The 24,887-nt window shown below is 66.0% G+C and carries 22 protein-coding genes; 5 read left to right on the forward strand and 17 right to left on the reverse strand.

Annotated elements, in window-relative coordinates:
- Nucleotides 1-291: 291 nt before the first annotated feature.
- The 5 genes from ACQR1I_RS31225 to ACQR1I_RS31245 all read right to left on the reverse strand — a co-directional run bounded on the left by ACQR1I_RS31225 (nt 292) and on the right by ACQR1I_RS31245 (nt 5,214).
- Complete coding sequence (locus ACQR1I_RS31225) at nt 292-636, reverse strand: Lin0512 family protein (protein WP_434870007.1); 345 nt, start codon at nt 634-636, stop codon at nt 292-294.
- A 95-nt stretch (nt 637-731) separates the two neighbouring features.
- On the reverse strand, nt 732-1,532 hold the full coding sequence (locus tag ACQR1I_RS31230) for a DeoR/GlpR family DNA-binding transcription regulator (protein ID WP_434870006.1): 801 nt from the start codon (nt 1,530-1,532) through the stop codon (nt 732-734).
- Nucleotides 1,502-3,190: an ABC transporter permease subunit gene (locus ACQR1I_RS31235; RefSeq protein WP_434870005.1), complete on the reverse strand. Its 1,689-nt coding sequence runs from the start codon at nt 3,188-3,190 to the stop codon at nt 1,502-1,504. The genes ACQR1I_RS31230 and ACQR1I_RS31235 overlap by 31 nt, the downstream gene beginning before the upstream one ends.
- Nucleotides 3,187-4,194: an ABC transporter ATP-binding protein gene (locus ACQR1I_RS31240; RefSeq protein ID WP_434870004.1), complete on the reverse strand. Its 1,008-nt coding sequence runs from the start codon at nt 4,192-4,194 to the stop codon at nt 3,187-3,189. Before ACQR1I_RS31240 ends, ACQR1I_RS31235 begins: the two co-directional genes overlap by 4 nt.
- A gap of 12 nt (nt 4,195-4,206) precedes the next feature.
- On the reverse strand, nt 4,207-5,214 hold the full coding sequence (locus ACQR1I_RS31245) for an ABC transporter substrate-binding protein (RefSeq protein ID WP_434870003.1): 1,008 nt from the start codon (nt 5,212-5,214) through the stop codon (nt 4,207-4,209).
- Between the two features lie 269 nt (nt 5,215-5,483).
- Between ACQR1I_RS31245 and ACQR1I_RS31250 the strand changes: the two genes are divergently transcribed.
- On the forward strand, nt 5,484-6,872 hold the full coding sequence (locus ACQR1I_RS31250; RefSeq protein ID WP_434870002.1) for an ethanolamine ammonia-lyase subunit EutB: 1,389 nt from the start codon (nt 5,484-5,486) through the stop codon (nt 6,870-6,872).
- The gene (eutC, locus tag ACQR1I_RS31255) at nt 6,869-7,654 is read left to right on the forward strand and encodes an ethanolamine ammonia-lyase subunit EutC (RefSeq protein WP_434870001.1); all 786 of its coding nucleotides are present in this window, start codon (nt 6,869-6,871) and stop codon (nt 7,652-7,654) included. The genes ACQR1I_RS31250 and eutC overlap by 4 nt, the downstream gene beginning before the upstream one ends.
- Nucleotides 7,655-7,668: 14 nt before the next feature.
- On the opposite strand, the gene ACQR1I_RS31260 is transcribed toward eutC, so the two are convergent.
- From ACQR1I_RS31260 to ACQR1I_RS31295, 8 genes are read right to left on the reverse strand one after another with little or no spacing between them, the layout of a single operon-like run.
- Nucleotides 7,669-8,388, reverse strand: a complete 720-nt coding sequence (locus ACQR1I_RS31260; protein ID WP_434870000.1) for an ABC transporter ATP-binding protein — start codon at nt 8,386-8,388, stop codon at nt 7,669-7,671.
- Nucleotides 8,381-9,136 carry an ABC transporter ATP-binding protein gene (locus ACQR1I_RS31265; protein WP_434869999.1) on the reverse strand — a complete coding sequence of 252 codons (756 nt, stop codon included), beginning with the start codon at nt 9,134-9,136 and terminating at the stop codon, nt 8,381-8,383. Before ACQR1I_RS31265 ends, ACQR1I_RS31260 begins: the two co-directional genes overlap by 8 nt.
- Nucleotides 9,133-10,134 carry a branched-chain amino acid ABC transporter permease gene (locus ACQR1I_RS31270; RefSeq protein ID WP_434869998.1) on the reverse strand — a complete coding sequence of 334 codons (1,002 nt, stop codon included), beginning with the start codon at nt 10,132-10,134 and terminating at the stop codon, nt 9,133-9,135. Before ACQR1I_RS31270 ends, ACQR1I_RS31265 begins: the two co-directional genes overlap by 4 nt.
- Nucleotides 10,134-11,006 (reverse strand): branched-chain amino acid ABC transporter permease, encoded by an 873-nt coding sequence (locus ACQR1I_RS31275; RefSeq protein WP_172132790.1) that lies wholly within the window; start codon nt 11,004-11,006, stop codon nt 10,134-10,136. The genes ACQR1I_RS31270 and ACQR1I_RS31275 overlap by 1 nt, the downstream gene beginning before the upstream one ends.
- Nucleotides 11,007-11,015: 9 nt before the next feature.
- The gene (locus ACQR1I_RS31280) at nt 11,016-12,266 is read right to left on the reverse strand and encodes an ABC transporter substrate-binding protein (RefSeq protein ID WP_434869997.1); all 1,251 of its coding nucleotides are present in this window, start codon (nt 12,264-12,266) and stop codon (nt 11,016-11,018) included.
- A gap of 24 nt (nt 12,267-12,290) precedes the next feature.
- On the reverse strand, nt 12,291-14,666 hold the full coding sequence (locus ACQR1I_RS31285) for a xanthine dehydrogenase family protein molybdopterin-binding subunit (protein WP_434869996.1): 2,376 nt from the start codon (nt 14,664-14,666) through the stop codon (nt 12,291-12,293).
- Nucleotides 14,663-15,211: a (2Fe-2S)-binding protein gene (locus ACQR1I_RS31290; RefSeq protein ID WP_434869995.1), complete on the reverse strand. Its 549-nt coding sequence runs from the start codon at nt 15,209-15,211 to the stop codon at nt 14,663-14,665. Before ACQR1I_RS31290 ends, ACQR1I_RS31285 begins: the two co-directional genes overlap by 4 nt.
- Nucleotides 15,208-16,068, reverse strand: a complete 861-nt coding sequence (locus ACQR1I_RS31295) for an FAD binding domain-containing protein (RefSeq protein ID WP_434869994.1) — start codon at nt 16,066-16,068, stop codon at nt 15,208-15,210. The genes ACQR1I_RS31290 and ACQR1I_RS31295 overlap by 4 nt, the downstream gene beginning before the upstream one ends.
- A gap of 170 nt (nt 16,069-16,238) precedes the next feature.
- Between ACQR1I_RS31295 and ACQR1I_RS31300 the strand changes: the two genes are divergently transcribed.
- From ACQR1I_RS31300 to ACQR1I_RS31310, 3 genes are all read left to right on the forward strand, one after another.
- Nucleotides 16,239-16,976 carry a TetR/AcrR family transcriptional regulator gene (locus tag ACQR1I_RS31300; protein ID WP_434869993.1) on the forward strand — a complete coding sequence of 246 codons (738 nt, stop codon included), beginning with the start codon at nt 16,239-16,241 and terminating at the stop codon, nt 16,974-16,976.
- Between the two features lie 565 nt (nt 16,977-17,541).
- On the forward strand, nt 17,542-17,757 hold the full coding sequence (locus ACQR1I_RS31305; RefSeq protein ID WP_434869992.1) for a hypothetical protein: 216 nt from the start codon (nt 17,542-17,544) through the stop codon (nt 17,755-17,757).
- 469 nt (nt 17,758-18,226) lie between these two features.
- A complete protein-coding gene (locus ACQR1I_RS31310) occupies nt 18,227-21,070 on the forward strand; it encodes an AAA family ATPase (RefSeq protein ID WP_434869991.1) in 2,844 nt (947 codons plus the stop codon).
- Nucleotides 21,071-21,572: 502 nt separating this feature from the next.
- Here the strand turns inward: ACQR1I_RS31310 and ACQR1I_RS31315 are convergent.
- From ACQR1I_RS31315 to ccoG, 4 genes are all read right to left on the reverse strand, one after another.
- Nucleotides 21,573-22,007 carry a transposase gene (locus ACQR1I_RS31315; RefSeq protein WP_434869990.1) on the reverse strand — a complete coding sequence of 145 codons (435 nt, stop codon included), beginning with the start codon at nt 22,005-22,007 and terminating at the stop codon, nt 21,573-21,575.
- On the reverse strand, nt 21,961-22,545 hold the full coding sequence (locus tag ACQR1I_RS31320; RefSeq protein ID WP_434869989.1) for an IS110 family transposase: 585 nt from the start codon (nt 22,543-22,545) through the stop codon (nt 21,961-21,963). Before ACQR1I_RS31320 ends, ACQR1I_RS31315 begins: the two co-directional genes overlap by 47 nt.
- Before the next feature lie 466 nt (nt 22,546-23,011).
- On the reverse strand, nt 23,012-23,212 hold the full coding sequence (locus ACQR1I_RS31325) for a hypothetical protein (protein ID WP_434869988.1): 201 nt from the start codon (nt 23,210-23,212) through the stop codon (nt 23,012-23,014).
- A 193-nt stretch (nt 23,213-23,405) separates the two neighbouring features.
- The gene (gene ccoG / locus ACQR1I_RS31330) at nt 23,406-24,851 is read right to left on the reverse strand and encodes a cytochrome c oxidase accessory protein CcoG (RefSeq protein ID WP_434869987.1); all 1,446 of its coding nucleotides are present in this window, start codon (nt 24,849-24,851) and stop codon (nt 23,406-23,408) included.
- Between the last annotated feature and the right edge of the window lie 36 nt (nt 24,852-24,887).

Here is a 24,887-nt window from a genome sequence, read left to right on the forward strand (position 1 = left end):
CAAACAAGCCGGTCCCCGGGGAGAGCACGTATAAGCCGGAAAACCGTTGCGCAGGGAAGGCCGGAATGTCCGGCTGAGCCTGTGGTTCCTGCCCCGTGCACTTCTTCACGCACGGGGGCCGCGGGTATCAGCGGATACCCGGTCTTCCCTGCGCCCTCTGTTCAAAAGAGGGACATCGTTCGGACATCACCCGGGCGCGCAACGCGCCGCGGGATCGCGATTGCACATCCCGCTGTTTGACATCTGCAGCAGACACGCCCGCGCCGATGCAGGCACCGGCGTTTCCGAAACCTATTTGCCGTCGTCGAGATGCACCAGCACCGCGGCATTGGCGATGATGATGGCGTCGCTGCCGGCCTCGGCAGGAATCTCGAGGCCACCTTTCACCGCGGTCACCGTGACCGTGCCATAGGGCAGTTCCTTGGCCACCGCGGCCGTATCGACGGCCTCCGGATTCGGCACGCCGATCGTGACGTCGACCAGCATGTCCTGCGGCGTCTTGCCGACCATGCGGAAGAAGCCGAGGCTGGAATGACGGATCGCATCGGAGACCGCGCGCTTCGCCGCCTTGGTGGCGTCGCGGCCATGGACGTCGACACCCATGCCCATCTCGGTGATACAGCGGACGCGTGCCATGTGTGTTCCCTCTCGGCTGGCATGGATCGTTTGGCGCGCGACCATAGCGCGCCGCTCGCGAAGCGCAACCAAGGCGACGCTCAGACCATCGCGGCTCAGGCGATGACGACCTCGCCGACGACGCCGCGCAGCGCGCCGAGCGCGGGTTCGTCGGTGGCGCGCGCATCGGTGATCAGGCTGTCGATGCGATCGGGCGCGCAATAGGCGACACGGCTGGTCTGGCCGATCTTGCTGTGATCGGCGAGGATCAGCACGCGCCTGGCCGCCGCCGCCATCGCGCGGGCGACGTTGGCCTCCTCGATGTCGAAGCTGGTGGCGCCATAGCGATGATCGACGCCGACCGGCGACAGCAGCGCGACATCGGCCTGGAAGCGCTGGATCTCGGCGACGGTGGTCGAACCGAACGTCGCCGGCAAGGTGTGGCCCAGCTCGCCGCCGAGCACGATGACGCGGTTGCTGCGCTCAGCCTGCGCGCCGCCGATGATGGTCGCGACCTCGAACGAGTTGGTAACGATGGTCAGGCCCGACAGGGTCGCGAGCTCGCGGGCGAGGATCGAGACCGTCGAGCCGACGTCGAGAAACAGCGTCTGGCCGGGACTGACCATGCGCGCTGCGGCCTGCGCGATCCGCGTCTTCTCGGCCAGCCGCACGCGGGCACGCACGGTGATCGGCGGCTCGGCCTCCGGCGCGATCGCGGCGACGCCGCCATGGACGCGGCGCAACTCGCCGCGCGCTTCGAGCGCGAGCACGTCGCGGCGCACGGTCTCGCGGGAGACGCCGAGATCGGTGGCGATGCGATCGGTGGTGGCGCGCCCGACGGTAGCGAGCAGCGCGCGGATGCGCTGGTGGCGATCCTCCTGCAGCATCACCGCGGCCCGCTCCGCGCTGCGAGCCATTTCAGCGACAGCTGCATGACCAGCGCGGCGGCGCAGACCACCGCCATGATGCAGGTCGAGAACGCAGCCGCCTGCGACACGAAGCCGGCCTCGTCGAGCCGCATCACCGAGACGGCGGCAATGCCGAGCGACGGAGTCACCAGGAAGATGACGGCCGACAAGGTCACCATCGAGCGCATGAACAGGAAGAAGAACACGGAGACCAGCGTCGGCGACATCACGGGAATGATGACGTTGGCGAGCACTTGCGCCGCGCCGCTGCCGAGGCAGGTCGCCGCCTCCTCCAGCGCCGGTGGCACCGCGCGCATGCCGGTGACCATCGTGAGGAAGCCCTGGGTATGGTAGTGATAGAAGTTGCACAGCGCGAGCAGCAAGGTCGAGCCGTACAGCACCGACAGCGGCGATCCCGCGATGTTGAAGGCGAAGATGTAGGACAGGCCGAGCACCAGGCCGGGAACGCCGACCGGCATGACCGCCACGAGATAGACGATCTTGGCCGGCCACGACGGCAGCCGGCGCAGGCCATAGACCAGCGCGAACAGCAGCAGGGTGCCGAGGCCTGCGGCGAACAGCGACACCAGGAGCGAGGTCCACAGCGGCGCATAGCCGCCGCTCAGCGTGATGTCGTAATGCTTGAGCGTGAAGCTCAGCCGGTAGGGCCACAGACGCATGAAGCTCGCATAGATCACGACGCCGATCACGGCGAGCACGGACAAAGTCGCAAGGCCTGTCACGATCGAAAGCGGGATGTCGCGCGCCGGGACGAAGCTCAGCTGCGGCGGCACCGCACCCTCGGCGCCACCACCGAACTGGCGCTGCGCGGCGACGCGCTCGATGTAGACGGCAAGGCCAGTCGGCGCGAGCAGCAGCAGGCCGACGACGGCGCCGATGCCAAACTTCATCTGCCCGGTGACCTGGTTGTAGATCTCGGTCGCCAGCACGGCATAGTCGCCGCCGATGACGGCGGCATTGCCAAAATCGGTGATGGTGACCGTGAACACGACGAAGCCGGCGCTCAGCAGGCCGAACTTCACGTTCGGCAGGGTGATGTCGAAGAACTGCCGCCAGCGCCCGGCCCCCATCACCTCGGCGGCGTCGTAATAGCGTGCGTCGGCATGGGCGAGCGCGGCCTTGAGGATCAGCACCGCCTGCGGCAGCGCGTAGAGCACGTCGGCGATGAGCAGGCCCGGAAAGCCGTAGATGTCGATGCGCTTGCCGAGCATGCCGCTGATCAGCCCGTTGCGTCCCAGCAGGAAGATCAGCCCGAGGCCGAGCACCAGCGACGGCGCCAGCATCGGCAGCGCCAGCACCGCAGAGACGACGCGACCGCCGGGCACGCGGGTGCGGGTCATCGTGTAGGCGAGCACGAAGCCGAGGATCAGGCAGACAGCGGTCGTGGCGATGCCGAGCGTCAGGCTGTTGAGCGTGGCCTTGAGGATGCCGGGCGTGCGCAGCAGCGCGAGATAGTTGGCAAAGCCGATGCTGCCGTCGTCGGCGACGAGGCTGCGCCACAGCATCATCGCCAAGGGGAAGACGAAAAAGATCAGCAGCGCGAGGCACGGCAGCGCGATGGCGGCCGCGATCAGCAACCGGTCGTTGCCGGCGCGCCGCAGGCGGAAACCGCTGCGCTCGGCGATCTCGACGGCGGCGAGGCTCACGCGCGCACCCAGCCGCAGCCGGCGGCATCGGCTGAGACGGCAACCGCGGCGCCCGGCGTGACGCCGTCGACAGGACCGGTCTGCACCATCAGCTCACGGCCCTTCCAGGCGACGCGGGTGCGGCTGATGTTGCCGAGGAAGGTGACGTCGACCACCCTCGCCTCGCCCGACGCGAGCGGTTGAAGCCGCACATGCTCGGGACGCAGGCAGGCGAGAAACTCCGCATCGGCGCCATCGGGCCGCGAGGTCAGCAGCGCCGGCATCGCGTCGCGCACCCAGTCCGTCGGCAGCAGGTTGCTGCTGCCCATGAAGTCGGCGACGAACTTCGTTGCGGGACGCAGATAAAGCTCGTGCGGGGCGCCGACCTGCTCGATGCGGCCGGCATTCATACAGACGATCCGGTCGGACAGCATCATCGCCTCCTCCTGGTCGTGGGTGACCATGATGGTGGGGATGCCGAGCCGGCGCTGCAACTCGCGAATCTCGACCCGCAGGTCGGCGCGCACCTTGGCGTCGAGCGCCGACAGCGGCTCGTCGAGCAGGATCAGCCGCGGATCGACCGCGACGGCCCGCGCCAAAGCGACGCGCTGCTGCTGGCCGCCGGAGAGCTGATACGGCAGACGATCGGCAAGATGCGGCAGCTTGATCAGCTCCAGCAGCTCGGCGACGCGCGCCGCGATCTTGCCTCGCTCGACCTTGCGGATGCGCATGCCGTAGCCGATGTTCTCGGCCACCGTCATGTTGGGAAACAGCGAGTAGGACTGGAAAACGATGCCAAAACCGCGCTCGCGCGCCGGCACCGCGCTGAGGTCCTGCCCGTCGAGCAGCAGCCGACCAGAGTCCTGGGTCAGCAGGCCGGCGATGATGCGCAGCAGCGTGGTCTTGCCGCAGCCGCTCGGCCCGAGCAGGCAGACGAACTCGCTGCCCTCGACCTTGAGCGAGATGCGGTCGAGAGCTGTGAAATCGTCGAACGTCTTGTGCAGGCGGTCGAGCTCCAGCGTCATGGCGCGACCTGCTCAGCGGCCGATGCTGGTCTGCCAGTTTTTCAGGATGCCGTCGCGTTCCTTGGCGGAGCGAGCGAAGTCGATCGGATACACCGCCTTGGCGACATCGGCGGGGAAGCCCGCGGTCTGCGCGGCCTTCGACGGCGCGCTGCCGGCGATGGTCACGAGCTCCTTGTAGCTGGTGTAGAGGCCGGCCGCCTCCGGCGACAAGGTCCAGTCGAGGAAGCGCTTGGCGTCGACCTTGTTCTTGGCCGCCTTCATCAGCCCGGACGCCTCCAGCTCATAGCCCGCGCCATCGGTCGGGATCACCATCTTGATCGGAAACCCCTCCTCGATCGACTTGATCGCGGCAAAGGCGAGCGAGCCGCCGATGGCGAACTCACCGCCGCGCGCCGCCTTGCAGGGACGCGAGCCGGACTTGATGTATTGGGCGACATTGCCGTCGAGCGCTTTCAGGAACTGCCAGCCCTTCTCCTCGCCCTGCGACTGCAGGATGCCGGCGATCTGCATGTAGCCGGTGCCGGACGAGACCGGATTCGGCAGCACCACCTCGCCCTTGTAGACGGGGTTGGTGAGATCCTTCCACGAGGTCGGCATCGGCAGGTTCTTGGCTTTCAGCACCTCGGTGTTGACGCAGAACGCAGTGACGTAGCCGGTCGCTGCGAACCAGCTGGAATCGGCGCCCTTGGCGGAGGCCGGCAGCTTGTCGGCGCCCTTCACTTCATAGGGTTCGAGCAGCGCGGTGATGCGCGGATCGAGCATATTGGTGACGGCCCAGCCCCAGATGACGTCGTGCTGCGGATTGCCGGCCTCGGCGATGATGCGGGCACCGAGATCGCCGGTCGACAGCCGGAGCACCTTGAGGTCGACATCGGGCAGCGCCGTCTTGGCCGCCTTCACGTAGTCGGCGATCTCATCCTCCTCGAGCGCGGTGTAGACCGTCACCGTCCCCGCCTGCGCGACGGCGCCGAACAGAAGCAGAGCGAGACTCGCGGAGAGGCCTTTCAACAGCTGCGACATGAGGGTGTCCTTCGACGGCTGCGGCGCGGGACTGTTCATGCCCTGCCGGGTGTGGATTTGAGTGATTATTTGCAAATTTGTGGAACCGCGTCTACGCTGATTGCGCACATGTCGTGCAAATCAGCAACTGCTTACGTTTTGAGCAGGCATGGCGAGCGCCTATTCGTGCACGCGGTTTGCAGGTCGGGGATCGCGGAGGCGTTGGTTGTGATGACGACACGTGCCGCTGATAGTCACCAGACGGCGTGAGGACGCAGGACAGAAGGCCAATGGTTTTTTCACACACGCTGGGCGGCACGACCTATCGCTTCGACGACCTTCGCACGCTGCTCGCGAAGGCAACGCCGCTGCGCTCGGGCGACGTGCTCGCCGGCCTCGCTGCGCAGGACGCAGCCGAGCGCGTCGCCGCGCGCATGGCGCTCGCCGACCTGCCGCTCCGCCAATTCCTCAACGAGGCCGTCATTCCCTATGAGAGCGACGAAGTCACACGGCTGATCGTCGACCAGCATGACGGCAACGCGTTCGCTCCCATCGCAAGCCTGACGGTCGGTGCCTTCCGTGAATGGCTGCTGTCGGATGCGACCGACGCCGCAAGGCTCGCTGCGGTGTCACCTGGCCTCATGCCCGAGATGGTCGCGGCCGTCTGCAAGATCATGCGGCTGCAGGATCTCGTCACGGTCGCCGCCAAATGCGAGGTGGTCACGCGCTTCCGCTGCACCATCGGCCTGCCCGGGCGGATGTCGACGCGGCTGCAGCCGAACCATCCGCTCGACGATCCCAAGGGCGTCGCGGCCTCGATCCTCGACGGGCTGATGTATGGCGTCGGCGACGCCACGATCGGCATCAACCCGGCGAGCGACGACGTCGACACCATGGTGCGGCTGCTCGACATGATCGAGGCCCTGCGGCTCGCGTCGAATGCCCCCATCCAGTCCTGCGTGCTCGCGCATGTCACGACCGCGCTGAAGGCGATCGAGCGCCGCGCGCCGGTCGATCTCGTGTTCCAGTCGCTCGCCGGCACCGAAGAGGCCAATCGCGGCTTCGGCATCACGCTGTCGCTGCTGGATGAGGCGTATGCTGCTGCGCAGAGCCTGCAGCGATGCCCCGACGGCGGCAACGTCATGTATTTCGAAACCGGGCAAGGCAGCGAGCTGTCATCAGCGGGGCATTGCGGCGTCGATCAGCAGACGCTAGAGGCGCGCTGCTACGCGGTGGCGCGGCGCTACCGGCCATTGCTGGTCAACACCGTCGTCGGCTTCATCGGCCCTGAATATCTCTACGACGGCAAGCAGATCCTGCGCGCGGGCCTCGAGGACCATTTCTGCGGCAAGCTGCTGGGGCTGCCGATGGGCTGCGACGTCTGCTACACCAATCACGCCGAGGCCGACCAGGACGACATGGACGCGCTGCTGACGCTGCTCGGCGTCGCCGGCTGCACCTACATCATGGGCGTGCCCGGCGCCGACGACATCATGCTGAACTATCAGAGCACCTCGTTCCACGATGCGCTCTATGTCCGCAAGGTGCTCGGCAAGCGCGCGGCACCGGAGTTCGAGGCCTGGCTCGCAGCGACCGGCATCAGCGACGCCAAAGGCGAGCTGCGCTTCGATCCCGCGCGGCTGATGCCGGCGCTGCCGCTGCTGGGAGCCGAGGGATGAGCGGCGCAGATGACAGGACACTTGCAACCTCGTCAGCGGACGACTGGACTTGGCTGTCGCGCTACACCGAAGCGCGCATTGCCCTCGGCCGTTGCGGACCCGGCTTGCCGACATCCGCGCACCTCGCTTTCCAGGCTGCGCATGCAGAGGCCCGCGACGCGGTGCTGAAGCCGTTCGACGCCCAGAGCTTTGCCGCCGACATCACCGCCCGCGGCTGGCCGGCGCTCACGGTGCACAGCCAGGCTGCTGATCGCAGCGCGTATCTGCAGCGCCCCGACGCAGGCCGCCTGCTCTCGCCGGCGTCTGAATCACTGTTGTCACAGCCGCGCGCGCCGGCCGACATCGTGCTGGTGGTGGCCGATGGGCTGAGTAGCCGCGCAGTGCAGGTCAACGCCCTCCCCGTGCTCGAGGCGCTGCTGCCGCTGATCACAGCGACCGGCCGGCGGCTGTCGCCGATCGTGGTCGCATCACAGGGCCGCGTCGCGCTTGCCGATCACGTCGGCGAGTTGCTCGGCGCGTCCGCCTCGATCGTCCTGATCGGCGAGCGGCCGGGCCTGAGCGCGGCCGACTCGCTCGGCCTCTATCTCACCTGGATGCCGCGCCGAGGCCGCGTCGATTCCGAACGCAACTGCATCTCCAATGTCCGCCAGGGCGGGCTGGCTCCGGTGGATGCCGCCAGGCAGGCGGCCGAGCTGATCGCCCGCATGTTCCAGCATCAGGCCGCCGGCATCGCGCTCGCGCGCCTCCCGCAATTGCCAGCACCGGAGGATGGCAGCGCCTGACCACGCCGAGACCATCAAACCGCGCAGTAGCGGTCCTGGATGTCCTTGTCGGCCAGCAGCGCCGCAGCGCTGCTCTCGTGCACGACCTCGCCCTGGTCGATGATGACGGCGCGGTCGGCCAGCCGCAGTGCCCATTCGACGTTCTGCTCGACCAGCAGCAGCGTCTTGCCCTGGTCGCGCAGCCGGCGGAACAGCACGCCCATCTCCTCGACGAGAACCGGCATGATGCCTTCCGACGGCTCGTCAAGCAGCACCATGCGCGGCTGCGCGATCAAAGCGCGCGCGATCGCCAGCATCTGTTGCTCGCCGCCGGACAGCGTGACGCCCTCCTGGTCGAGCCGTTCGCGCAGGCGCGGAAAGGTCCCTGCGATCTCGGCAATCGCTACGCGCTCGTCGATCTCGGCCTTGGCGGCAACGAGGCCGAGGCGGAGATTTTCGCGGACCGAGAGGCCGGGCACGATCCGTCGCTCTTCCGGCACATAAGCAAGGCCGAGGTGGAAGCGACGATGCGCTGGCAACGGCAGCAGGTCATGGCCGGCGAAGCGCACGCGCCCCTCGGCCTTCGGCATCAGCCCCATCACGGTACGCAAGGTCGTGGTCTTGCCGGCGCCGTTGCGGCCGACCAGCGCGACCACTTCGCCCTCGTTCACGCGCAGCGAGATGCCGTGCAAGACATGGCTGGCGCCATACCAGGCCTGGACGTGATCAAGCTCCAGCAACGCGGTTTCAGCCATAGCCTTCACTCTGTCCCAGATACACGCGGCGCACGTCGGCGTTCGACCGGATGTCCTCCGGCCGGCCATCGGCGAGCAGCCGGCCGTGATGCAGCACCAGCACCCGCTGGCTCAAACCCAGCACCATCTTCATCTTGTGCTCGACCAGCAGCACCGTGCGCTTCTCGGCCAGCCGCTCAAGCAGCGCGACCATCTCCTTGGTCTCTTCCGGCCCCATCCCGGCGGTCGGCTCGTCGAGCAACAGCAGCTCCGGCTCAGACACCAGCGCGATCGCAATCTCCAGCGCGCGCTGCTGGCCATGGGCCAGGAATTTTGCCAGCTCGCTGCGCTTGCCGATCAGGCCCACGGCCGCCAGCGCCGCATCGGCGCGCTGGCTCAGCTCGACGAGATCGGCACGCTTGCGCCAGATGTCGTAGCTGACGCGCATCGCCTGCGCCGCGACCCGGACGTTCTCGTGCACCGACAGGTCCGGGAAGATGTTGGTGATCTGATATGAGCGCGAGATGCCCTGGTGCACGAAGCGGTGCTGCGGCAGGCCGTTCAGCGTCCGCCCCTTGAACGTCAACGTCCCCATGCTTGGCGACAACGTGCCGGACAGGATGTTGAAGAACGTGCTCTTGCCGGCGCCGTTCGGCCCGATGATCGAGGTCAGCTCGCCCCGCGCGAACGACACCGAGATGTCTTCGAGCGCGGTGAAGCCGCCGAAGCGGCGGCCGATGCCATCCGCGCGCAACAGTTCGGTGCTCATCGGCGCTCCCTCGCGAAGGGCAGCGCGTCGAGAAACGTGCCCCAGATGCCCTTCGGCAGGAACAGCACGAACACGACGAAGATCGCGCCGACCACGATCTGCCAATGTGGCGTCCACAGCGAGACCATGTCCTCCAGGATCAGGAAGGTCGCCGCGCCGATGAACGGACCGAAGAAGCTGCGGGCGCCCCCGAGCAGCACCATCATCACGATCGTGCCCGAGGTCTGGTACTGCAGGATGTCGAGCGGGACGATCGACAGATGCAGCGCGGACATGCAGCCGCCCACCGCCGAGATCGCCCCCGACAGCATGAACACGATCAATTTGCAGCGCTCGACGTCGTAGCCGCAGGCCCGCGCTCGCTGCTCATTCTCGCGAATCGCCTCGATGACGGCGCCGAACGGCGAATTGAGGATCCGCGACTGCACCCAGAGCGCCAGCGCCGCAAGCACCATCAGGATGTAATACTTGTTGACCGGATCGAGAAAGTTCACCTGCCAGCCGAGCAGGCTGATGCGGTCGACGGTGAAGCCGCGCAGCCCGTTCTCCCCGCCGGTGAAGGACGAGGCCTGCAACGCGACGTAATAGACGAGCTGCGCCAGCGCGAGCGTCACCATCGAGAAATAGATGCCGCGCGTGCGCGTCGAGATCGTGCCGATCAGCGCGGCGAGCACGGTACTCGCGGCGATCGCCAGCGGCACGGCGGCGAACCAGGGCAGGCCCCAGCGGCCGATGGCGATGCCGGTGAGATACGCGCCGGTGCCGAAGAACGCGGCGTGGCCGAACGACAGCAGCCCGGTGTAGCCGAACAGCAGATTGTAGCCCATCACCACGACGCCGTAGATCAGGACGTTGACGGCGAGCGCCTTCGAGGGCAGCAGCCACGGCAGCAGCGCGAGCGCTGCGAGCGAGACCAGCACGCGATGATCCGACAGGATCGCGAACAGGCGCCGGCCCTGCGGAATCGGCGATGCTTCGCCGGTGGACTGCACCGTCATCACGCCCTCCCCTTGAGGCCGAACAGGCCCTGCGGCCGGACCAGCAGCACGGCGGCCATCAGCGCGAACATAACGATAGTCGCCATTTCTGGCGCGAACAGCGCCACCATGCTGATGCAGATGCCGACCATCAGCCCGGCAACGACGGCGCCGACGATCGAGCCGAGGCCGCCGATCACGGTGACGACGAAGGCTTCCGCCAGCACCAGCGTTCCCATCTCCGGATTGACGCTGCGCATCGGCCCCGCCAGCACGCCGCCGAGCGCAGCCAGGCCAACGCCGAGGCCGAAGATCGCCAGCCACACCTTGCCGATATCGACGCCGAGCACGCGCATGATCTGCGGATCGCGCGCGCCGGCGCGGACGATCAGGCCGACGCGGGTCTTCTCCAGCATCAGCCAAAGCAAAAGCAGCACGACCGCCACCAGCGCGATCACGAACAGGCGATATTTGGGAAAGAAGCCGACGCCGAGATCGACGACGCCGATCAGCTGCGATGGCGTCGGGAACGGGATGCCGTCGCTGCCGAACACGATGCGCACGCCCTCGACCAGGATGTAGCTGAGGCCGAAGGTGAGCAGCAGCGGATCGTCGATCGACCGGCCATACAGGCGGCGGACCAGGACAAACTCGATCAGCATGCCGAACGCGCCGACCAGAACGGGCGCAAGCAACAGCCCCCACCAGAAACTGCCTGTCAGCGACGCCAGGTACAGCCCCGCATAGGCGCCGATCATGAACAGCGCGCCATGGGCAAAATTGACCACGCCCAGCATGCCGAACACGATGGTCAGGCCGAGCGCCGTGATCACCAGCACCGCCCCGAGGGCGATGCCGGAAAACAGCTGCATGATGATCAGCGAGAGGTCCATGCCGGCGGATCAGGTCGGGTGGCCGAGCTCGCCGCAGCTGCGCAGCATCTCCTCCGCACCGGGATCGCTGGCCACGATCGCGAACAGATCGTTGTCGTTGGCCATCGCCGATTTCTTCTTCGACTCCAGCACCAGCACCGACTGCACCGACTGGTGGTCGCACTTGCGATAGTGCTGCGGGCCCTTGGTCAGATCATATTGCAGGCCTTCCAGCGCCGCGACGACCTTGTCGGTGTCCGTGCCGCCGGCGAGTTGCATCGCCTGCAGCAGCGAGCCGACGCCGGAATAGCCATAGGCGCCATAGTCGGTCGGGATCGCGCCGCCATTGGCCGCCTTGAACGCCGCGTTGAACTCGGCCGCCGTCTTGTTCTGCGTCTCCAGCCCCCAATAGTAGTTGGCGCCGCCGACGACGCCCTCGAACACGTCGGGGCCGACCGCGAGCCGCTGGTTGTGCAGGATCACGGGGACCACGATCTTCATCTGTTGCTTGATGCCGAAATCGACCGCCTGCTTGATCGCATTGGCCTGGTCACGGCCGAAATTGCTGATGCACAGCACGTCCGGCCGCATCGACATCAAGCGCGGCATGAAGGTGGAATAGTCGGCGGCGCCGAAGGGATGCAGGATCTCGCCGACGCTCTCGGCGCCGATCGCGGCCTGCGCCCGCTTGAAGCCGCGCAGCATCTCATGGCCGTAGGCATAGTCGGCGACGAGGTGCGCCACCTTCATGCCCTTCTTGATCGTCTGCCGCGCCACCGCCGCCGTCGTCATGTGCGGGTTCAGCGCCTCGTGGAAAGTGTATTTGCTGAAATCCTTCGCCTCGTTGATGGTGTCGGACTGGCTGATCGAGACGTAGATCACGCCGCGGGCGCGCGTCACCTCGTTGACGGCGAGCTGGACGGCGCTGGAGAGCGCGCCGACGATGGCGTGCACCTTGTCCTTCTCGATCAGCTCGAGCGTGCGCGTCGCGGCCTCGCCGGCGTTGAGCTTGTCGTCACGCACCAGCAGCTCGACCTTGCGGCCGGCGACGCCGCCCTTGTCGTTGACGAGCTTGACCGCCAGCTCGGCGCATTTGACCTGATCGCGCGCCTCGGCCGCGAACGGACCGGTCAGCGGCGTCGGAAAGCCGATACGAATGGTGTCATCGGCGGCGCGGCCGAGGCGTGGCATGGCCAGCGCTGCGGCTCCAGCCGACATGGCCATCAGTGCCTTGCGGCGGGATAGTCCTGCGCGTCGCGACCTGGTCTCGTAGACTGGCATGATGTCCTCCCTCATCCTGTTTTGTTAGTAGCGGTTGAGCGCCTTCAGCACACGCGTGGGCGTGATCGGAATGGCATTGATCGACGTGCCGAACGGCGCCAGCGCGTCGTTGACGGCATTGAGCACGCAGGCCGAGGCCGCCGCCGTGCCGGCCTCGCCGCAACCCTTCGCGCCGAGGATGGTGTCCGCCGTCGGCGTCTCGACATGATCGATGACGATGTCAGGCATCTCCATCGCCATCGGCACGAGATAGTCGGCGAGCGATCCATTCAACAGCTGCCCGGTCTCGCCGTAGCGGCATTCCTCGAACAGCGCCGCGCCAAGGCCCTGCACGACGCCGCCGCGCAGTTGCTCGTCGACCAGCATCGGATTGATGATGCGGCCGCAATCCTCGACCACATAGTGCTTCAGCAGCTTGACGAATCCGGTGTCGACATCGATCTCCAGATAGCAGCCCTGGATGCCGTTGGTGAAGGCGAATGGGTAGCCCTGCGGCGCGAAATGGTGGCTGACGGTGAGCTGCGCCTGCGTGCCAGGCGGCAGCGTATCGGAGCGGAAATAGGCGATGCGGGCGATCTCAGCGACCGGCAGGCGCGGCTGCTGCCCCGCCCGGCTCACGACCTGACCGTCGACGATGTCGAGCGCGGACGGCTGCTCCTGCAGGATCAGGCCCGCGATCTCGAGAATGTTGGCCTTCAGCTGCCGCGCCGCCTGCAGCGCGGTCTCGCCGCCGATGCCCGCACCGCGGCAGGCCCAGGTCGCGCCGCCATGCGGCGTGACCTCGGTGTCGCCGGTGAGGACCTTGACGTGCTGCTGGGCGAGGCCGAGCTGATCGGCAACGATCTGGCTGATGATCGCCTCGGTGCCCTGCCCCTGCTCGGTCACGGAGATCGCGCAGCGCACCTCGCCTGATGGTGTGAGGCTGATGGTTGCGCCATCCTGCGAGGAGATGCGCGCGCCGCCGACGCCGTAGAAGGCCGGACTCGGATTGGTGATCTCGACAAAGGTGGCGATGCCGATGCCGCGATGGATGCCGCGCGGGCGCAGCTCCGCCTGCTCCGCGCGCAACGCGTCGTAGCCCATGATGTCGCGCAGCCGCTGCAGGCAGGCCTGATGCGACAGCGCCTCGAACTTGTAGCCGGTCGGCGACGCCGTCGGATAGGCGTCATCCGGGATGACGTTGCGGGCGCGGATCGCCAGCGGATCGAGGCCGACGCGGTGAGCTGCGAGGTCGACCATGCGCTCGGTGACGGCACAGGCGATGGGATGCCCGACCGCGCGATACTGGCTGGTCTGCACCTTGTTCTGGAACACGACCTCCAGCGCCGCGCGATAGGACTTGAAGCCATAGGGCGCGCCGATCAGGCGGATGACCTGATTGCCCTCGACCACGCTGGTGCGCGGATAGGTCGAGAACGCACCGATCGCGGTGGCGTCATGGACGTCCATGGCGAGGATGTGTCCCTCGGCATCCACGGCCATGCGCGCCCGCACGTCGTGATCGCGGGCATGGATGTCCGAGACGAACGACTCGATGCGGTCGGCGACATACTTCACCGGGCGTCCCAGCAGGACCGACAGCCCGACCACAGCCATGTCCTCGTGATAGACATGCAGCTTCATGCCGAACGAGCCGCCGATGTCCGGCGCGATGACCCGCACCCGCGCCTCGGGAATGCCGTAGTGGCGGGAATACAGGTCCTGGAATTGATACGGCGTCTGCGTCGCGTGATGCACCGTCAGCAGGCCGCTGTCAGGCTCGTAATCGGCAACGATGGCGCGTGGCTCCAGCGTGACCGGCGTATGCCGTCCGAAGCTGAATGTCTGCTCGATCGTATGTGCAGCGGCGGCAAACGCCGCATCGACGTCGCCGCTGTCGAGTTGGGCGCGGAAGCAGATATTGGATGAAGCGGAGCGATTCACGCGCGGTGCATCGGGCGCACGCGCCGCGTCGAGATCGACGACCGCGGGGAGCTCCTCATAATCGACCGCGATCAGCTCCAGCGCATCCTCGGCGACCGCTCTGCTCTCAGCCACCACGGCGACGACGGCCTGCCCGGCCCAGACCACGCGATCGAGCGGCAGCGGCAGCTGCGGCTCGGACACCATGCCCTTGAAATGATCGAGCGTGCCGGTCCAGGGCGTACAGATTTTCGCGAGATCAGCGCCGGTCGCCACCAGATGCACACCTTGCAGGGCCCGCGCCGCATCGAGGTCGATGCCGATGATCCTGGCATGCGCGTGCGGGCTGCGCAGAAAGGCCGCGTGCAGCATGCGCGGCAGGCGGATGTCGGTGACGTAGCGTCCGCGTCCGGCGAGCAGTCGCTTGGCGTTGGGCCGCGGCACGGATCGGCCGATGTAGGAGTTCGGGCGGTCGAGGGACGTCAGCGGCGCCGTCATCGCGAAGCCTCCTCTGTCCGCCGCGACGCCTGTGTGGCGCGCGCGTCGCCGACGGCGGCGATCGCATCGACGATCGCTTCATATCCGGTGCAGCGGCAGAAATTGCCGGATAGCGCATCGCGAATGGCGTCGCGGCTCGGCTGCGCCACGTTGGACAGCAGCTCCTGCGCATTGATCAGCATGCCCGGCGTGCAGAACCCGCATTGCAGGGCATTGCGCCGATGAAACTCAGCCTGCAGATCGGCGATCGCCCCACTCTCGGAGAGTCCCTCGATGGTGTCGATGCGCGCACCATCGGCCTGAACCGCGAACATCAGGCAGGCATGCACGGCATGGCCGTCGAGCTGAACCAGGCAGGCGCCGCAGGCACCCATCTCGCAGCCGGCGTGGGTGCCGGTCAGCTCGAGCTGGTTGCGCAGGCAGTCGACCAGCGTCTCGCGCGGCGCGACATCGCAGGCGACCTTGCGGCCGTTGACGACGAACCGCACGCGCATCGTCGCGTCGGCCTCGTCATCTTCGATCGTATCAGCCGGACCGCCGCTCATGCCGGCTCTCCAAGTCGTCCGAGCAGCCGACCGAGCAGCACGCGCGCGAGATGCAGCCGCATCGCCGGCGGCACGTCGTCACTGTCAGGAGGCGTGAGATCATCGACGAGCGCGGCCTGCGCCGCCGCAATCCGTCCCGCATCGAGGCGCGAGCCGGCGATCGCCTGCTCGGCCCGTCGCGCGCGGGTCGGCACATCGCCGACCGAGAAGAACGCGATGCGGATGCTCTCGATCAGATCGTCCGTGCAGGTCGCGATCATGCCGCAGCCGACCAGCGCGTAGTCGCCGCGCCGTCGCGCCAGTTCGTCGAACGCGATCCGCTGCCCTGGCTTGAACAGCGGCACATGGACCGCGACGAGCAACTCGCCCGGCGCGAGCGCCGTCTCGAACAGGCCGGTGAAGAAGTCCTCGGCCCGGACGCGGCGCCGTCCAGCCGGACCGGCGATCTCGATGTCGGCATCGAGCGCCAGCACCATCGCCGGAAATTCGGACGCCGGATCGGCCAGCGCGACGCTGCCGCCGAGGGTGCCGCGATTGCGGATCGCGGGGTGCGCGACATGGGGCGCTGCGGCGCGCAGCAGCGGCGCAAACTGCGCGATCAGCGGCTCGGACAGCATCTCGCGATGCCGCGTCAGTGCGCCGATGCGCAGCCATTCGCCCTCGCGCCTGACGCCGCGGAGCTCCGCGATGTGATTGATGTCGATCAGAATTTTCGGAGCCTGCAGCCGCAATGCGAGCGCGGGAACGAGGCTCTGGCCGCCGGCAATGAATCGCGCGTCGTCGCCGGCGCCGGCGTGCGCGGTGAGCGCCTCGTCGACCGTGCGTACACGGACGTAGCTGAAAGCCCTCGCTTTCATCCGCTTCCTCGCTGCGGGTGCCCATCGGCAGCCCGGGGATTCCAGATTTGTGACCATCTGGTCTCAAAACAGTTGCACGTCGCAGCCGCGGCGGTCAACCGGAAACGAACGATTGGTCGCAAATCTGGTTTCGGCTATCAAGCAGTCCGGTGCGGCAATCGGTTCAGACAATGACCAGGAATTCGAAGACAACGAGCGCAACGACCGCCACAAGCGACGCCGGACGGAGCAGCAAGACCGGCGGCGCACCGCAGGCGAAGCGGCGCAACCTACGCGCGCCCGAGCGCGAGCGGCTGATCGTCGACGAGGCCATCCGATTTTTCGCCGAACACGGTTTCGAAGGCCAGACCCGCGAGCTCGCCAAGCGCATGGGCATCGCGCATTCGGTGATCTACCGCCACTTCCCGAGCAAGGAGGCGCTGATCGAGCGCGTCTACCAGGAGGTCTATCTCAGCCGCTGGTCGCAGGACTGGTCCCCCCTGATTCGGGATCGCGGCCTGCCGCTGCAGGTGCGGCTCACCCGCTTCTATCTCGACTACGTGGCGCGCGTGTTCGAGTACAATTGGGTCCGGATCTTCGTGTTCTCCGGGATGAAGTCGTTCGGCATTGCCGGACGCTATCTCGATCTCGTCCGCCGGGAAATCATCGAGCCCGCCGCCATCGAGCTGCGCCACGAGCTCAAGCTGCCGGGCATCGAGATCAGCCCGCTGAGCGGCCGCGAGACCGAAATGTTCTGGGGCCTGCATGGCCGCATCTTCTATCTGGCGATCCGGAAGTTCATCTACGCGACGCCGGTTCCATCCGATATCGAACAGACCGTGCGCGACGCGATTGAGCTCTTCCTCGATGGCGCACGACTGACGCTTCCGCGGCTTCTCGAACACCGCGAGACCGACGTCAAATTATGATTGCGCAACCATGCCGAAGCGCCGATCATAGCAGCACGGTCACGGCTCTCCGCGAGCACGCCAGACCGAATGCGCATCATACACGTTGTCCATGGCGTGTGCCACGATGCAGCTGATCACGCAGAGGCGACGGACCGTGCAGCCTGATGGTCTCACCCACGTGCATGAGGCCCAATCATCGCAGCCAGTGTCGATTTGAAATTTCCTTGAAGTTTCTTTGAAGCGGATTTGAGGACGCGGTACGATTTTCCTGATCTATTTCGATTGAGTTTTATTCAATCTGGCGGTGTGAGCCGCCGACATTAAGACATTAAGAACGGCACGACGGGCGGCATCGACCGCTTTCGTCAGACGCGGGAAAATTAACCTGAGTTGCTGCACGCAGCGGATCGCCCATTCGGTAAGTCCGCAGTGTCAATTTTGAAAGCGATGTTTCGCGGCGGAGCGCAGAGTTTCCTCCGCGGGTGCAGAGACTACGATTTGGGAGAAGCCCTCCATGCAGTCATTTGAAGAACCGTCATGTTCGAAGTACTCCCCGATTTTCGACATTCATCCGACGACAGGCATGCACTTCGAAGTGTTCTATTTCGCCAACGCGCTGCGAGAAACGAACAAGGGAGGCGGTGGCTGGTTCTGGTGGCCCAGGCAACAAGGCCTGCCACCCGAGGGGCCGGCCACGGGCGCGTTCGCGACGAGCTACGCAGCCTATCGCGATGCGATGATCGGCACCGGCGTGCACTGGCGACGAGACGCGCGCGATCGGATTGCCGTCGGCGCATGATGTCTCCTCGGTTGCTGCGCGATGCGTATGGTCACAGGGTATGATCAAATGCTTGCGCTGTTTGGGCCGCACGCCTGATCGTCCCCCATACTGATCGCGCCTGTACCGAGGCTACAACGACGAACTTGCAACAACGACGCCGTTCTGAACCGAGCGCAGCTCGCACCGGTCGGACGACGTCATGCTTGAAAGATCGAGCAGAGCGACAGCGTCCATCTGCCTATCCGCAGGCCACCGCAGGATTGTCGCTTTGAAACTAGGGACATTTCATCACGCACGTTCGTCCGCTATCAGCACGGACTCCTAGCCAGCCGTCACTATACAACCAATGCACGCTTTTTCGAAATACACATATTGGCCGTACGAATTGTCAGCCCCTTCACGTTACCCTACTTCTCTTCATGCAGGTGCTCGGCGGATGCGCCGCGCAGAGACACAACCTGCGCACTGCGATGAGGCAGGTTCTGCAATGACGTGGCGTGTGCCACAAGACGGTGAAAGCAGACTGTCGTTCGGGACGTTCGTCCTCGACCTTGAAGGTGGTTGCGTCCGCGACCAGCACGGCGAAATCCCGCTACGTCGAAAGAGCTTTGGCGTCCTGCGTCATCTCGTTCTCAATGCCGGCCGGCTCGTCAGCAAGGACGAGATCATCACGGCCGTTTGGCCGACGACCGACGTGTCCGATGCGTCGCTCGCGCAATGCATCAGCGAGGTCCGTCTCGCGCTTCGAGACGAGCAGCAGCAGTTGATTCGGACCATCGTCGGCCGCGGCTATCGCTTCAGCGCGCCCGTGTTGCCCGGCGGAGGGGCGGCGCCGATCACTTCTCCGAGATCACAGGGACATTCGGAGCCCGGTGATCTTCCTAAGCCCGACACCGCCGGGGAAGAAGAGGACCTCCCTCGCACGCGCGGACAATGGTCGGAATCGACGACCATCGTCGGCCGGGACGACGAACTCGATTGGATCCTCCGACGCTGGCGCGAAGCGTGCAGTGGTTATGGGCAAGTCATCTTGCTGAGCGGCGAGGCCGGCATCGGCAAATCGCGCCTGGTCGCCGAATTCCTGGCACGGACCTCGACCGCCCCCCGGCAACGCCTTCGCTACACCTGTGCCGCCGAACGATCCACCAGCGCTTATTATCCTGCGATTGGCGAGATTGAGACTGCTGCGCAGGTGACGGCCAACGACCCCGCCCCGGTTCGGCATCTCAAGCTCGCGCATTTTCTGGAGAGCCTGCCGCTCGCATCATCCGATCGCACCACGATCGCCTCGTTGTTGTCGCTTGCCGATCACGGCGCGGAGACTTTGGATCCCAACCTTCCGGAGCGTCGTCAGCGCACGCTCGATGCCCTTCTCCACCGGGTCGAAGCGCAGGCGAGCATCGCTCCGGCCATCGCGATCGTTGAGGATTTCCACTGGGTGGATCCGACCAGCCTAGAGCTGTTCGACCGCCTGGTCGAGCGCACCAAGGAGCTTCGCCTCCTTGTCGTGCTGACGTTCAGGCCGGAGATCGCACCGCCCTGGGTCGGTCAGCACCACGTCAGCGTGCTGACGCTCAACCGGCTGTGCCCTCAGGATAGCCGGACATTGATCGCGCGTCTGTCGGGCACCGGGCGCATCGCGCCGGATCTCGTCGATGTCATCGTTGAACGCAGCGACGGCGTTCCGCTGTTCGTCGAGGAACTGACCCGCGCAGCTCTCGACGGCGACATCACGCTGGCGCAGGACGTTCCAGCGTCGCTGCAGGCGTCCCTGATCACGAGGCTGGAGCGACTCGGGTCGGCCCGTGGAGTCGCGCAGCTGTCTGCCGCGATCGGGCGCACGTTCCCTGCAGCGCTGCTGGCCGCGATATCGGATCTCTCTGCTGCCGAGCTCATGCCGCCGCTGGAGCAGCTGCTGCAGAGCGGCCTGATCCTGGCGCAACCGCCGCGCACGGACAGCGCTTTCACCTTCCGCCACACGCTGTTTCGCGACGCCGCGCTCGCGTCCATCCCCGAGCGCGAGCGACGCAGCCTGCACATTCGGATCGCCGAGGCCATGCAGCAACAATATCCCCACGCGACGAGCGCCGCGCCGGAGGTCATTGCATCGCATTTTGCGTCCGGCGGCGCGCTGCTGCAGGCGTTCCACTGGTGGCGCCGCGCCGGTGAAGAGTCGATGCATCACGCGGCGTTCGAGGAAGCCCTCGCCCATTTCAGCAAAGCGATCGAAATCGCCGATCACGTCTCGTCCGACGACACGGGCGCGCCGGTCACCGCAACCGAGCGGCTGGCGTTGCAAGTCGCCTACGGTCAGACCCTGCTCTGGGTGCGCAGCATGGAATCAGCGATCGCGGCTTTCGCCCGCGCCCGTGAATTCGCCGGCCTCATTGACGACAGCTCGATCCGCTTCGCGGCCTATTACGGACTCTGGGCCGGCAACATGATGAACGCGCGGATGCGCGAGGCCTATGCCGTCGCAGAGGACTTCGTTCGGGACACCGGTCTGGCCGATGTTTCGACCGAGACCGGGATCGCGCACCGCGCGCTCGGCTCGGCGCTCTGGTTCATGGGGCAGTTCGCGCCGGCACGTGACCACCTGCGACGTGCGCTCGACATCTACGATCCGGAGCGCGATCGCGGCGCCGCGACCCGGTTCAGTCTCGTTCCCGGTCCTCCGGCGCGGATCTGCCTCGCCCTCGCCTGCTTCGCCCTCGGCGAGTCCGGCGAAGCGCAGCGCCTCGCCGAGACGGCGCTGACTGAGGCCGAGCGCATCGCCCATGTCCCGACCCAGACTTACGTGCTGACGCATGCGCTGATGCTGCATCTGTTCGGCAGACAGGCCAGCCGCGCCGTCGAACTCTCCGCGCAGCTTCTCAGGCTCAGCACCGATCACGCGTTGCCGCACATCAGCTACGCCCGTGTTCTCGACCTGGCCACGCGGTTTCAGATCGGCCATCTCCCGGATGCCGCGCATCGGATGCGGCTCGCGGTCCAGGAGCTCTGCAGCGAAGGCCGGCGCCTTGGCCTGCCCTGGTTCCTGTCGATCCTCGCCGAGATGGAGACGGCAGCCGGCGAGCCGGCGATCGCTCTGGCCACCATCGATAAGGCCATCGCCGAAGCCGTGCGGTCGGGAGAACGCTGGTACGAGTCGCAGATCCATCATCTCCGTGCACGATTGCTGCTCGCGCAGGGCCGGCTTGAGGACGCCCGCGCCGCTCTTGCGACGGCGCTGACGGTCGCCCGCGATCAACAGGCGCTGGGCTTCGCAAGCCTCATCTCTCCGACGGCGGCGGGCGCGTCCGACCTGCTGCCCGGCGGGCGCCCCGGCTGAGCACGTCGCAAAGTGTTGCCGAGCAGGGCTGAGACAAGTCCGCTTCGGAAACGGCAGCACGGGACCGAACAATGATCCGCCCGAATTTTCGTGCGGGCCGAAATAACACTTTCGCTTTTGCCGAATTCGTGCTTGAATGCTCCCCGTCCCGCCTCGGCAAGAGGGGCGCATCGCGATCGTCACGACACGCGAGGTGGGAAGCGGTGGCCGCAATCATGCCGCAGCGGGTCTTGGGCTCGCGGACGAACGGCTGGTTGCGGACGTGAAGACGCGTGGTCCTGGCGCCCCGAGGCTGGCGCCAAGCTTTCTGGTGATGATGATCCGGAAAGCGACGGTGGCTAACAAGCCGGACACCGGGGAGCAACTGTGTTTTTATGAACCGGTGATCGGCCGGGTTCAAGGCTGGCGCGAACGCGCGCCACCGCCTCCGGCGGCTTCGGCCTTGAGCCCCTCCGCTCGCCGGTTCGTGTGTCTGGCATGCGCTCGGTCGGAGCCCGAGCGGCTATGAGGCGCTCGATCCGTTCACAAGGTGGAGCGCCGGATTCCATTTCTGGCGGCGTTTGACCATGACGTTGAGAATGCAGATCAGCTTGCGCATGCAGGCGGTCAGCGCGACCTTCTTCAATTTGCCGTTGGCGAGCAGACGCTCGTAGAAGGCCTTCAAGACTGGATTATACCGCGTGGCTGCTCCCACGCAGGCCATGTACAACGTGTTGCGAGTTCTGCGGCGTCCGCCTTTGACGTGCCGGTCCCCACGACGCCTGCCACTGTCATCATCGTACGGCGCAACACCCAGCAGCGCCGCGACGGCTTTGTCGCTGGCTTGACCGAGCTCTGGCATGGTGGCGATCAGCGTGGCGCACGTCGTACGGCCGATACCTGGAACGCTTTCAATGATATCGGCGAGCTCGGCAAAATGCGGCGTGCTGTCGATCAAGGCGGATGTCGGCCTCGAGCTTGACCAGCTCCGTGCTGATCGTCTTGGCGATGCGCGTGTGCAAACGCTGCACTGCCACAGGCAATTCATGCTCGCCCTGGTTCGTCAACCTCACCAGCATGTCCTTCGTTGCCTGGCGCGCATTGACCATCTGCTGAAGCGTCTCCCGGGCCGCATCGTAGGCTTGCTCGGCGGCTTCATTGAAGGTCTCAGCGAACCAGGCGATCGTGTCCGCATCGATGCTATCGTTCTTGGCCAGGCGTCCGGCCGATTGAGCAAAGCTCCGCACCCGCTTTGGATCGACGATTCGAACGTCGATCTTGGCGGTCCGCGCCAGCTTGGCCCACTCCCGCTCATAGCCGCCGCTGGCCTCCATCACGACTTTGGCGACTTTGTTCCGGCGCAGCCACGCCACGAAGTCGCGCTGGCCTCCCTCCGTCCTATCAAACATCTGCTTGGACCCAAGCGCTCGGGTACAAGCATCGACCTTATCCTTGGCGACATCGACACCCGCGACAACGAGATCATTCTGTGCCATCATCCGGCTCCCTTCCTTGCAAGGTGCGGGCTCGAAGCCCGTGCAACTGTTCGGGTTGAAGGAAGACACCGGACCTGTCCCACGCTCCCCGACAGGCTCCAAAGGCCTTTGAACGCGATCGGGCTCAGATCCAGCGACGGGCGGTTGGTCAGAACCGCCCGTTCGCACATCCTGGTCGATTTCGAAGACACAAGAGCGCGAGATAAGCGTGAAAACCATCGCGCGGGGAATGCCGGGATGTCTCGGCTGAACCTGTGGTTCCTGCCGCCTGCATTTTTTTCGCAGGCGGGCCATGGGTGCGGCCAGCGCCCGGCATTCCCCGCGCCCTCTTCTTCCAGAGGGCGGAACGGACTGAAGCAACCCGGACGCATCTGCGCCGCGGGAATGCTTCACGCCGTCGCGATCCCGCGGCTCTCATCCGATGTGCTGTTTGACTTCGTAAAACTCTCCAGTTGCCTCGCGCCGGTCAGGCGGTCCGGCTTCGGCTGATCTTCGCTGCGACGACATAGGACAGCGGCATCGCGACGACGAAGCCGACCAGCGCGGCCAGCGGCAGGTCCTTCATCGGGCTCGCGACCAGCCCCTGCACCGTCAACAATGCCGTGACCGCGCTGCCCGCCAGCACCGTACCCAGCATGACCCAGATGAGAATTGCGACCTTGAACATCTCTTCTTCTCCGTCGTTAGGACATATCGATCCCTTGACGTGCCGATGCTCTGCCTGCCGTTGTCGCGCATCATTGATCTGGAACAAGCACAACAGACAAAAGAGGGAGGAGCGGCGGCTCCTCCCTCTTGCTCTCATCAGCTACAAACTACACGGCAGATGCCGTTGCCTCGCAACTGCTCGATCGTCAGCGTCATCGCGTCGGCGGCACGAAGTGATCGTGCTTGCTCACCGACGTGCCGGTGGCCGGGTCGGTGATCTTGATCTCGATGTCGACGGGGGTCGAAGGAAGATCGGCCCCCTTGGCCTCGATCGACATGCGAATCTCCCGCGTCTGGTCCTGGCCGACATCGATGACCATGCGGCCATCCTGCTCGCGCGCCTCGCCGGCCACGGTTACCTTGGCATTCGGCAGGCCGACGACGTCGAGCACGAAGTCGCGGGCGCCGCGCTTGTTGAGCAGGCGGACCGTATAGTCGTTGCGCACGCCGCCGTCGGACAGCTGCACGAACAGCGGATTGCGCTCATGCAGCACGTTGATGCCCATCGTGCCCCGTGTTGCCAAGGAGTACAGCATGATGCCGCCGACGATGGCGATGAAGCTCGCATAGATGATGGTGCGCGGCCGGATGATTCGGTAGATCTCGGGCTTGCCCTCCTTGCGCCTGCCCACGTTGATGTCGGTGTCGTAGCCGATCAGGCCGGTCGGCCGGCCGATCTGGGTCATCACGCTGTCGCAGGCGTCGATGCACAGGCTGCACTGGATGCAGCCGAGCTGGATGCCGTGGCGGATGTCGACGCCGGTCGGGCAGACATTGACGCATTGATGGCAATCGACGCAATCCCCGGCCGGCTCGCCCTGCAGCCGCGCCGCCTCGGCCTTCTTGACCGACATGCGCGGCTCGCCGCGGTCGCCCTTGTAGGTGACGTTGAGCGCCCATTCGTCGGTCAGCGCCGCCTGGATGCGGGGCCAGGGGCACATGTAGATGCAGACCTGCTCGCGGGCGTGACCCGCGAACACGTAGGTCGTCGCGGTCAGGATGCCGATCCAGAGATAGGCGGTGAACGGCGCCTGGAAGGTGGCGAGATCCTTCACCAGCGTCGGAGCGTCGTCGAAATACAGCACCCAGGCGCCACCGGTCCACCAGCCGATCATGATCCAGAGGAAGTGCTTGAGCGCGACCTGGCGGATGTGGGTGAAGGTCCAGCCGCGCTTGTCGCTCAGCATGCGCTCGCGCCGGTCGCCCTCGACCCAGCGCTCGACCGCGTAGAACAGGTCGGTCCACACCGTCTGCGGGCAGAGGTAGCCGCACCACAGCCGGCCCGCGACCGCATTCATCAGAAACAGCGCGACGGCCGCGATGATCAGCAGGCCGGTGAAGTAATAGACCTCCTGCGGCCACAGCTCGATGAAGAAGAAGTAGAAGCGGCGGTGCGGGAAATCGACCAGCACCGCCTGGTTGGGCATTCCGGGCCCGCGGTCCCAGCGCACGAAGGGCAGCAGGTAATAGATGCCCAGCGTGATGCAGAGGATCGTCCACTTGATGCGGCGGAAGCGGCCATGCACGGCCGCCGGATAGACCTTGTCGCGCGCCTTGTAGAGCGGACCGACGATATAGGTTTCGTCCGAGTCAGCCATGATACCCCCGCTTCATCTTCATCTCGCTCTGCTGTT

It is taken from the genome of Bradyrhizobium sp. HKCCYLS2038 (assembly GCF_051167655.1).
In the GTDB taxonomy this organism is placed as follows: Bacteria; Pseudomonadota; Alphaproteobacteria; order Rhizobiales; family Xanthobacteraceae; genus Bradyrhizobium.

What these genes read in the sequence shown, in the direction of transcription:
- ACQR1I_RS31225 (WP_434870007.1), bottom strand. Translation starts at nt 636, where the DNA reads ATGGCACGCGTCCGCTGTATCACCGAGATGGGCATGGGTGTCGACGTC.
- ACQR1I_RS31230 (WP_434870006.1), bottom strand. Translation starts at nt 1,532, where the DNA reads ATGGCTCGCAGCGCGGAGCGGGCCGCGGTGATGCTGCAGGAGGATCGC.
- ACQR1I_RS31240 (WP_434870004.1), bottom strand. Translation starts at nt 4,194, where the DNA reads ATGACGCTGGAGCTCGACCGCCTGCACAAGACGTTCGACGATTTCACA.
- ACQR1I_RS31245 (WP_434870003.1), bottom strand. Translation starts at nt 5,214, where the DNA reads ATGTCGCAGCTGTTGAAAGGCCTCTCCGCGAGTCTCGCTCTGCTTCTG.
- ACQR1I_RS31250 (WP_434870002.1), top strand. Translation starts at nt 5,484, where the DNA reads ATGGTTTTTTCACACACGCTGGGCGGCACGACCTATCGCTTCGACGAC.
- eutC (WP_434870001.1), top strand. Translation starts at nt 6,869, where the DNA reads ATGAGCGGCGCAGATGACAGGACACTTGCAACCTCGTCAGCGGACGAC.
- ACQR1I_RS31260 (WP_434870000.1), bottom strand. Translation starts at nt 8,388, where the DNA reads ATGGCTGAAACCGCGTTGCTGGAGCTTGATCACGTCCAGGCCTGGTAT.
- ACQR1I_RS31265 (WP_434869999.1), bottom strand. Translation starts at nt 9,136, where the DNA reads ATGAGCACCGAACTGTTGCGCGCGGATGGCATCGGCCGCCGCTTCGGC.
- ACQR1I_RS31270 (WP_434869998.1), bottom strand. Translation starts at nt 10,134, where the DNA reads ATGACGGTGCAGTCCACCGGCGAAGCATCGCCGATTCCGCAGGGCCGG.
- ACQR1I_RS31275 (WP_172132790.1), bottom strand. Translation starts at nt 11,006, where the DNA reads ATGGACCTCTCGCTGATCATCATGCAGCTGTTTTCCGGCATCGCCCTC.
- ACQR1I_RS31280 (WP_434869997.1), bottom strand. Translation starts at nt 12,266, where the DNA reads ATGCCAGTCTACGAGACCAGGTCGCGACGCGCAGGACTATCCCGCCGC.
- ACQR1I_RS31285 (WP_434869996.1), bottom strand. Translation starts at nt 14,666, where the DNA reads ATGACGGCGCCGCTGACGTCCCTCGACCGCCCGAACTCCTACATCGGC.
- ACQR1I_RS31290 (WP_434869995.1), bottom strand. Translation starts at nt 15,211, where the DNA reads ATGAGCGGCGGTCCGGCTGATACGATCGAAGATGACGAGGCCGACGCG.
- ACQR1I_RS31295 (WP_434869994.1), bottom strand. Translation starts at nt 16,068, where the DNA reads ATGAAAGCGAGGGCTTTCAGCTACGTCCGTGTACGCACGGTCGACGAG.
- ACQR1I_RS31300 (WP_434869993.1), top strand. Translation starts at nt 16,239, where the DNA reads ATGACCAGGAATTCGAAGACAACGAGCGCAACGACCGCCACAAGCGAC.
- ACQR1I_RS31305 (WP_434869992.1), top strand. Translation starts at nt 17,542, where the DNA reads ATGCACTTCGAAGTGTTCTATTTCGCCAACGCGCTGCGAGAAACGAAC.
- ACQR1I_RS31310 (WP_434869991.1), top strand. Translation starts at nt 18,227, where the DNA reads ATGACGTGGCGTGTGCCACAAGACGGTGAAAGCAGACTGTCGTTCGGG.
- ACQR1I_RS31320 (WP_434869989.1), bottom strand. Translation starts at nt 22,545, where the DNA reads ATGGCACAGAATGATCTCGTTGTCGCGGGTGTCGATGTCGCCAAGGAT.
- ACQR1I_RS31325 (WP_434869988.1), bottom strand. Translation starts at nt 23,212, where the DNA reads ATGTTCAAGGTCGCAATTCTCATCTGGGTCATGCTGGGTACGGTGCTG.
- ccoG (WP_434869987.1), bottom strand. Translation starts at nt 24,851, where the DNA reads ATGGCTGACTCGGACGAAACCTATATCGTCGGTCCGCTCTACAAGGCG.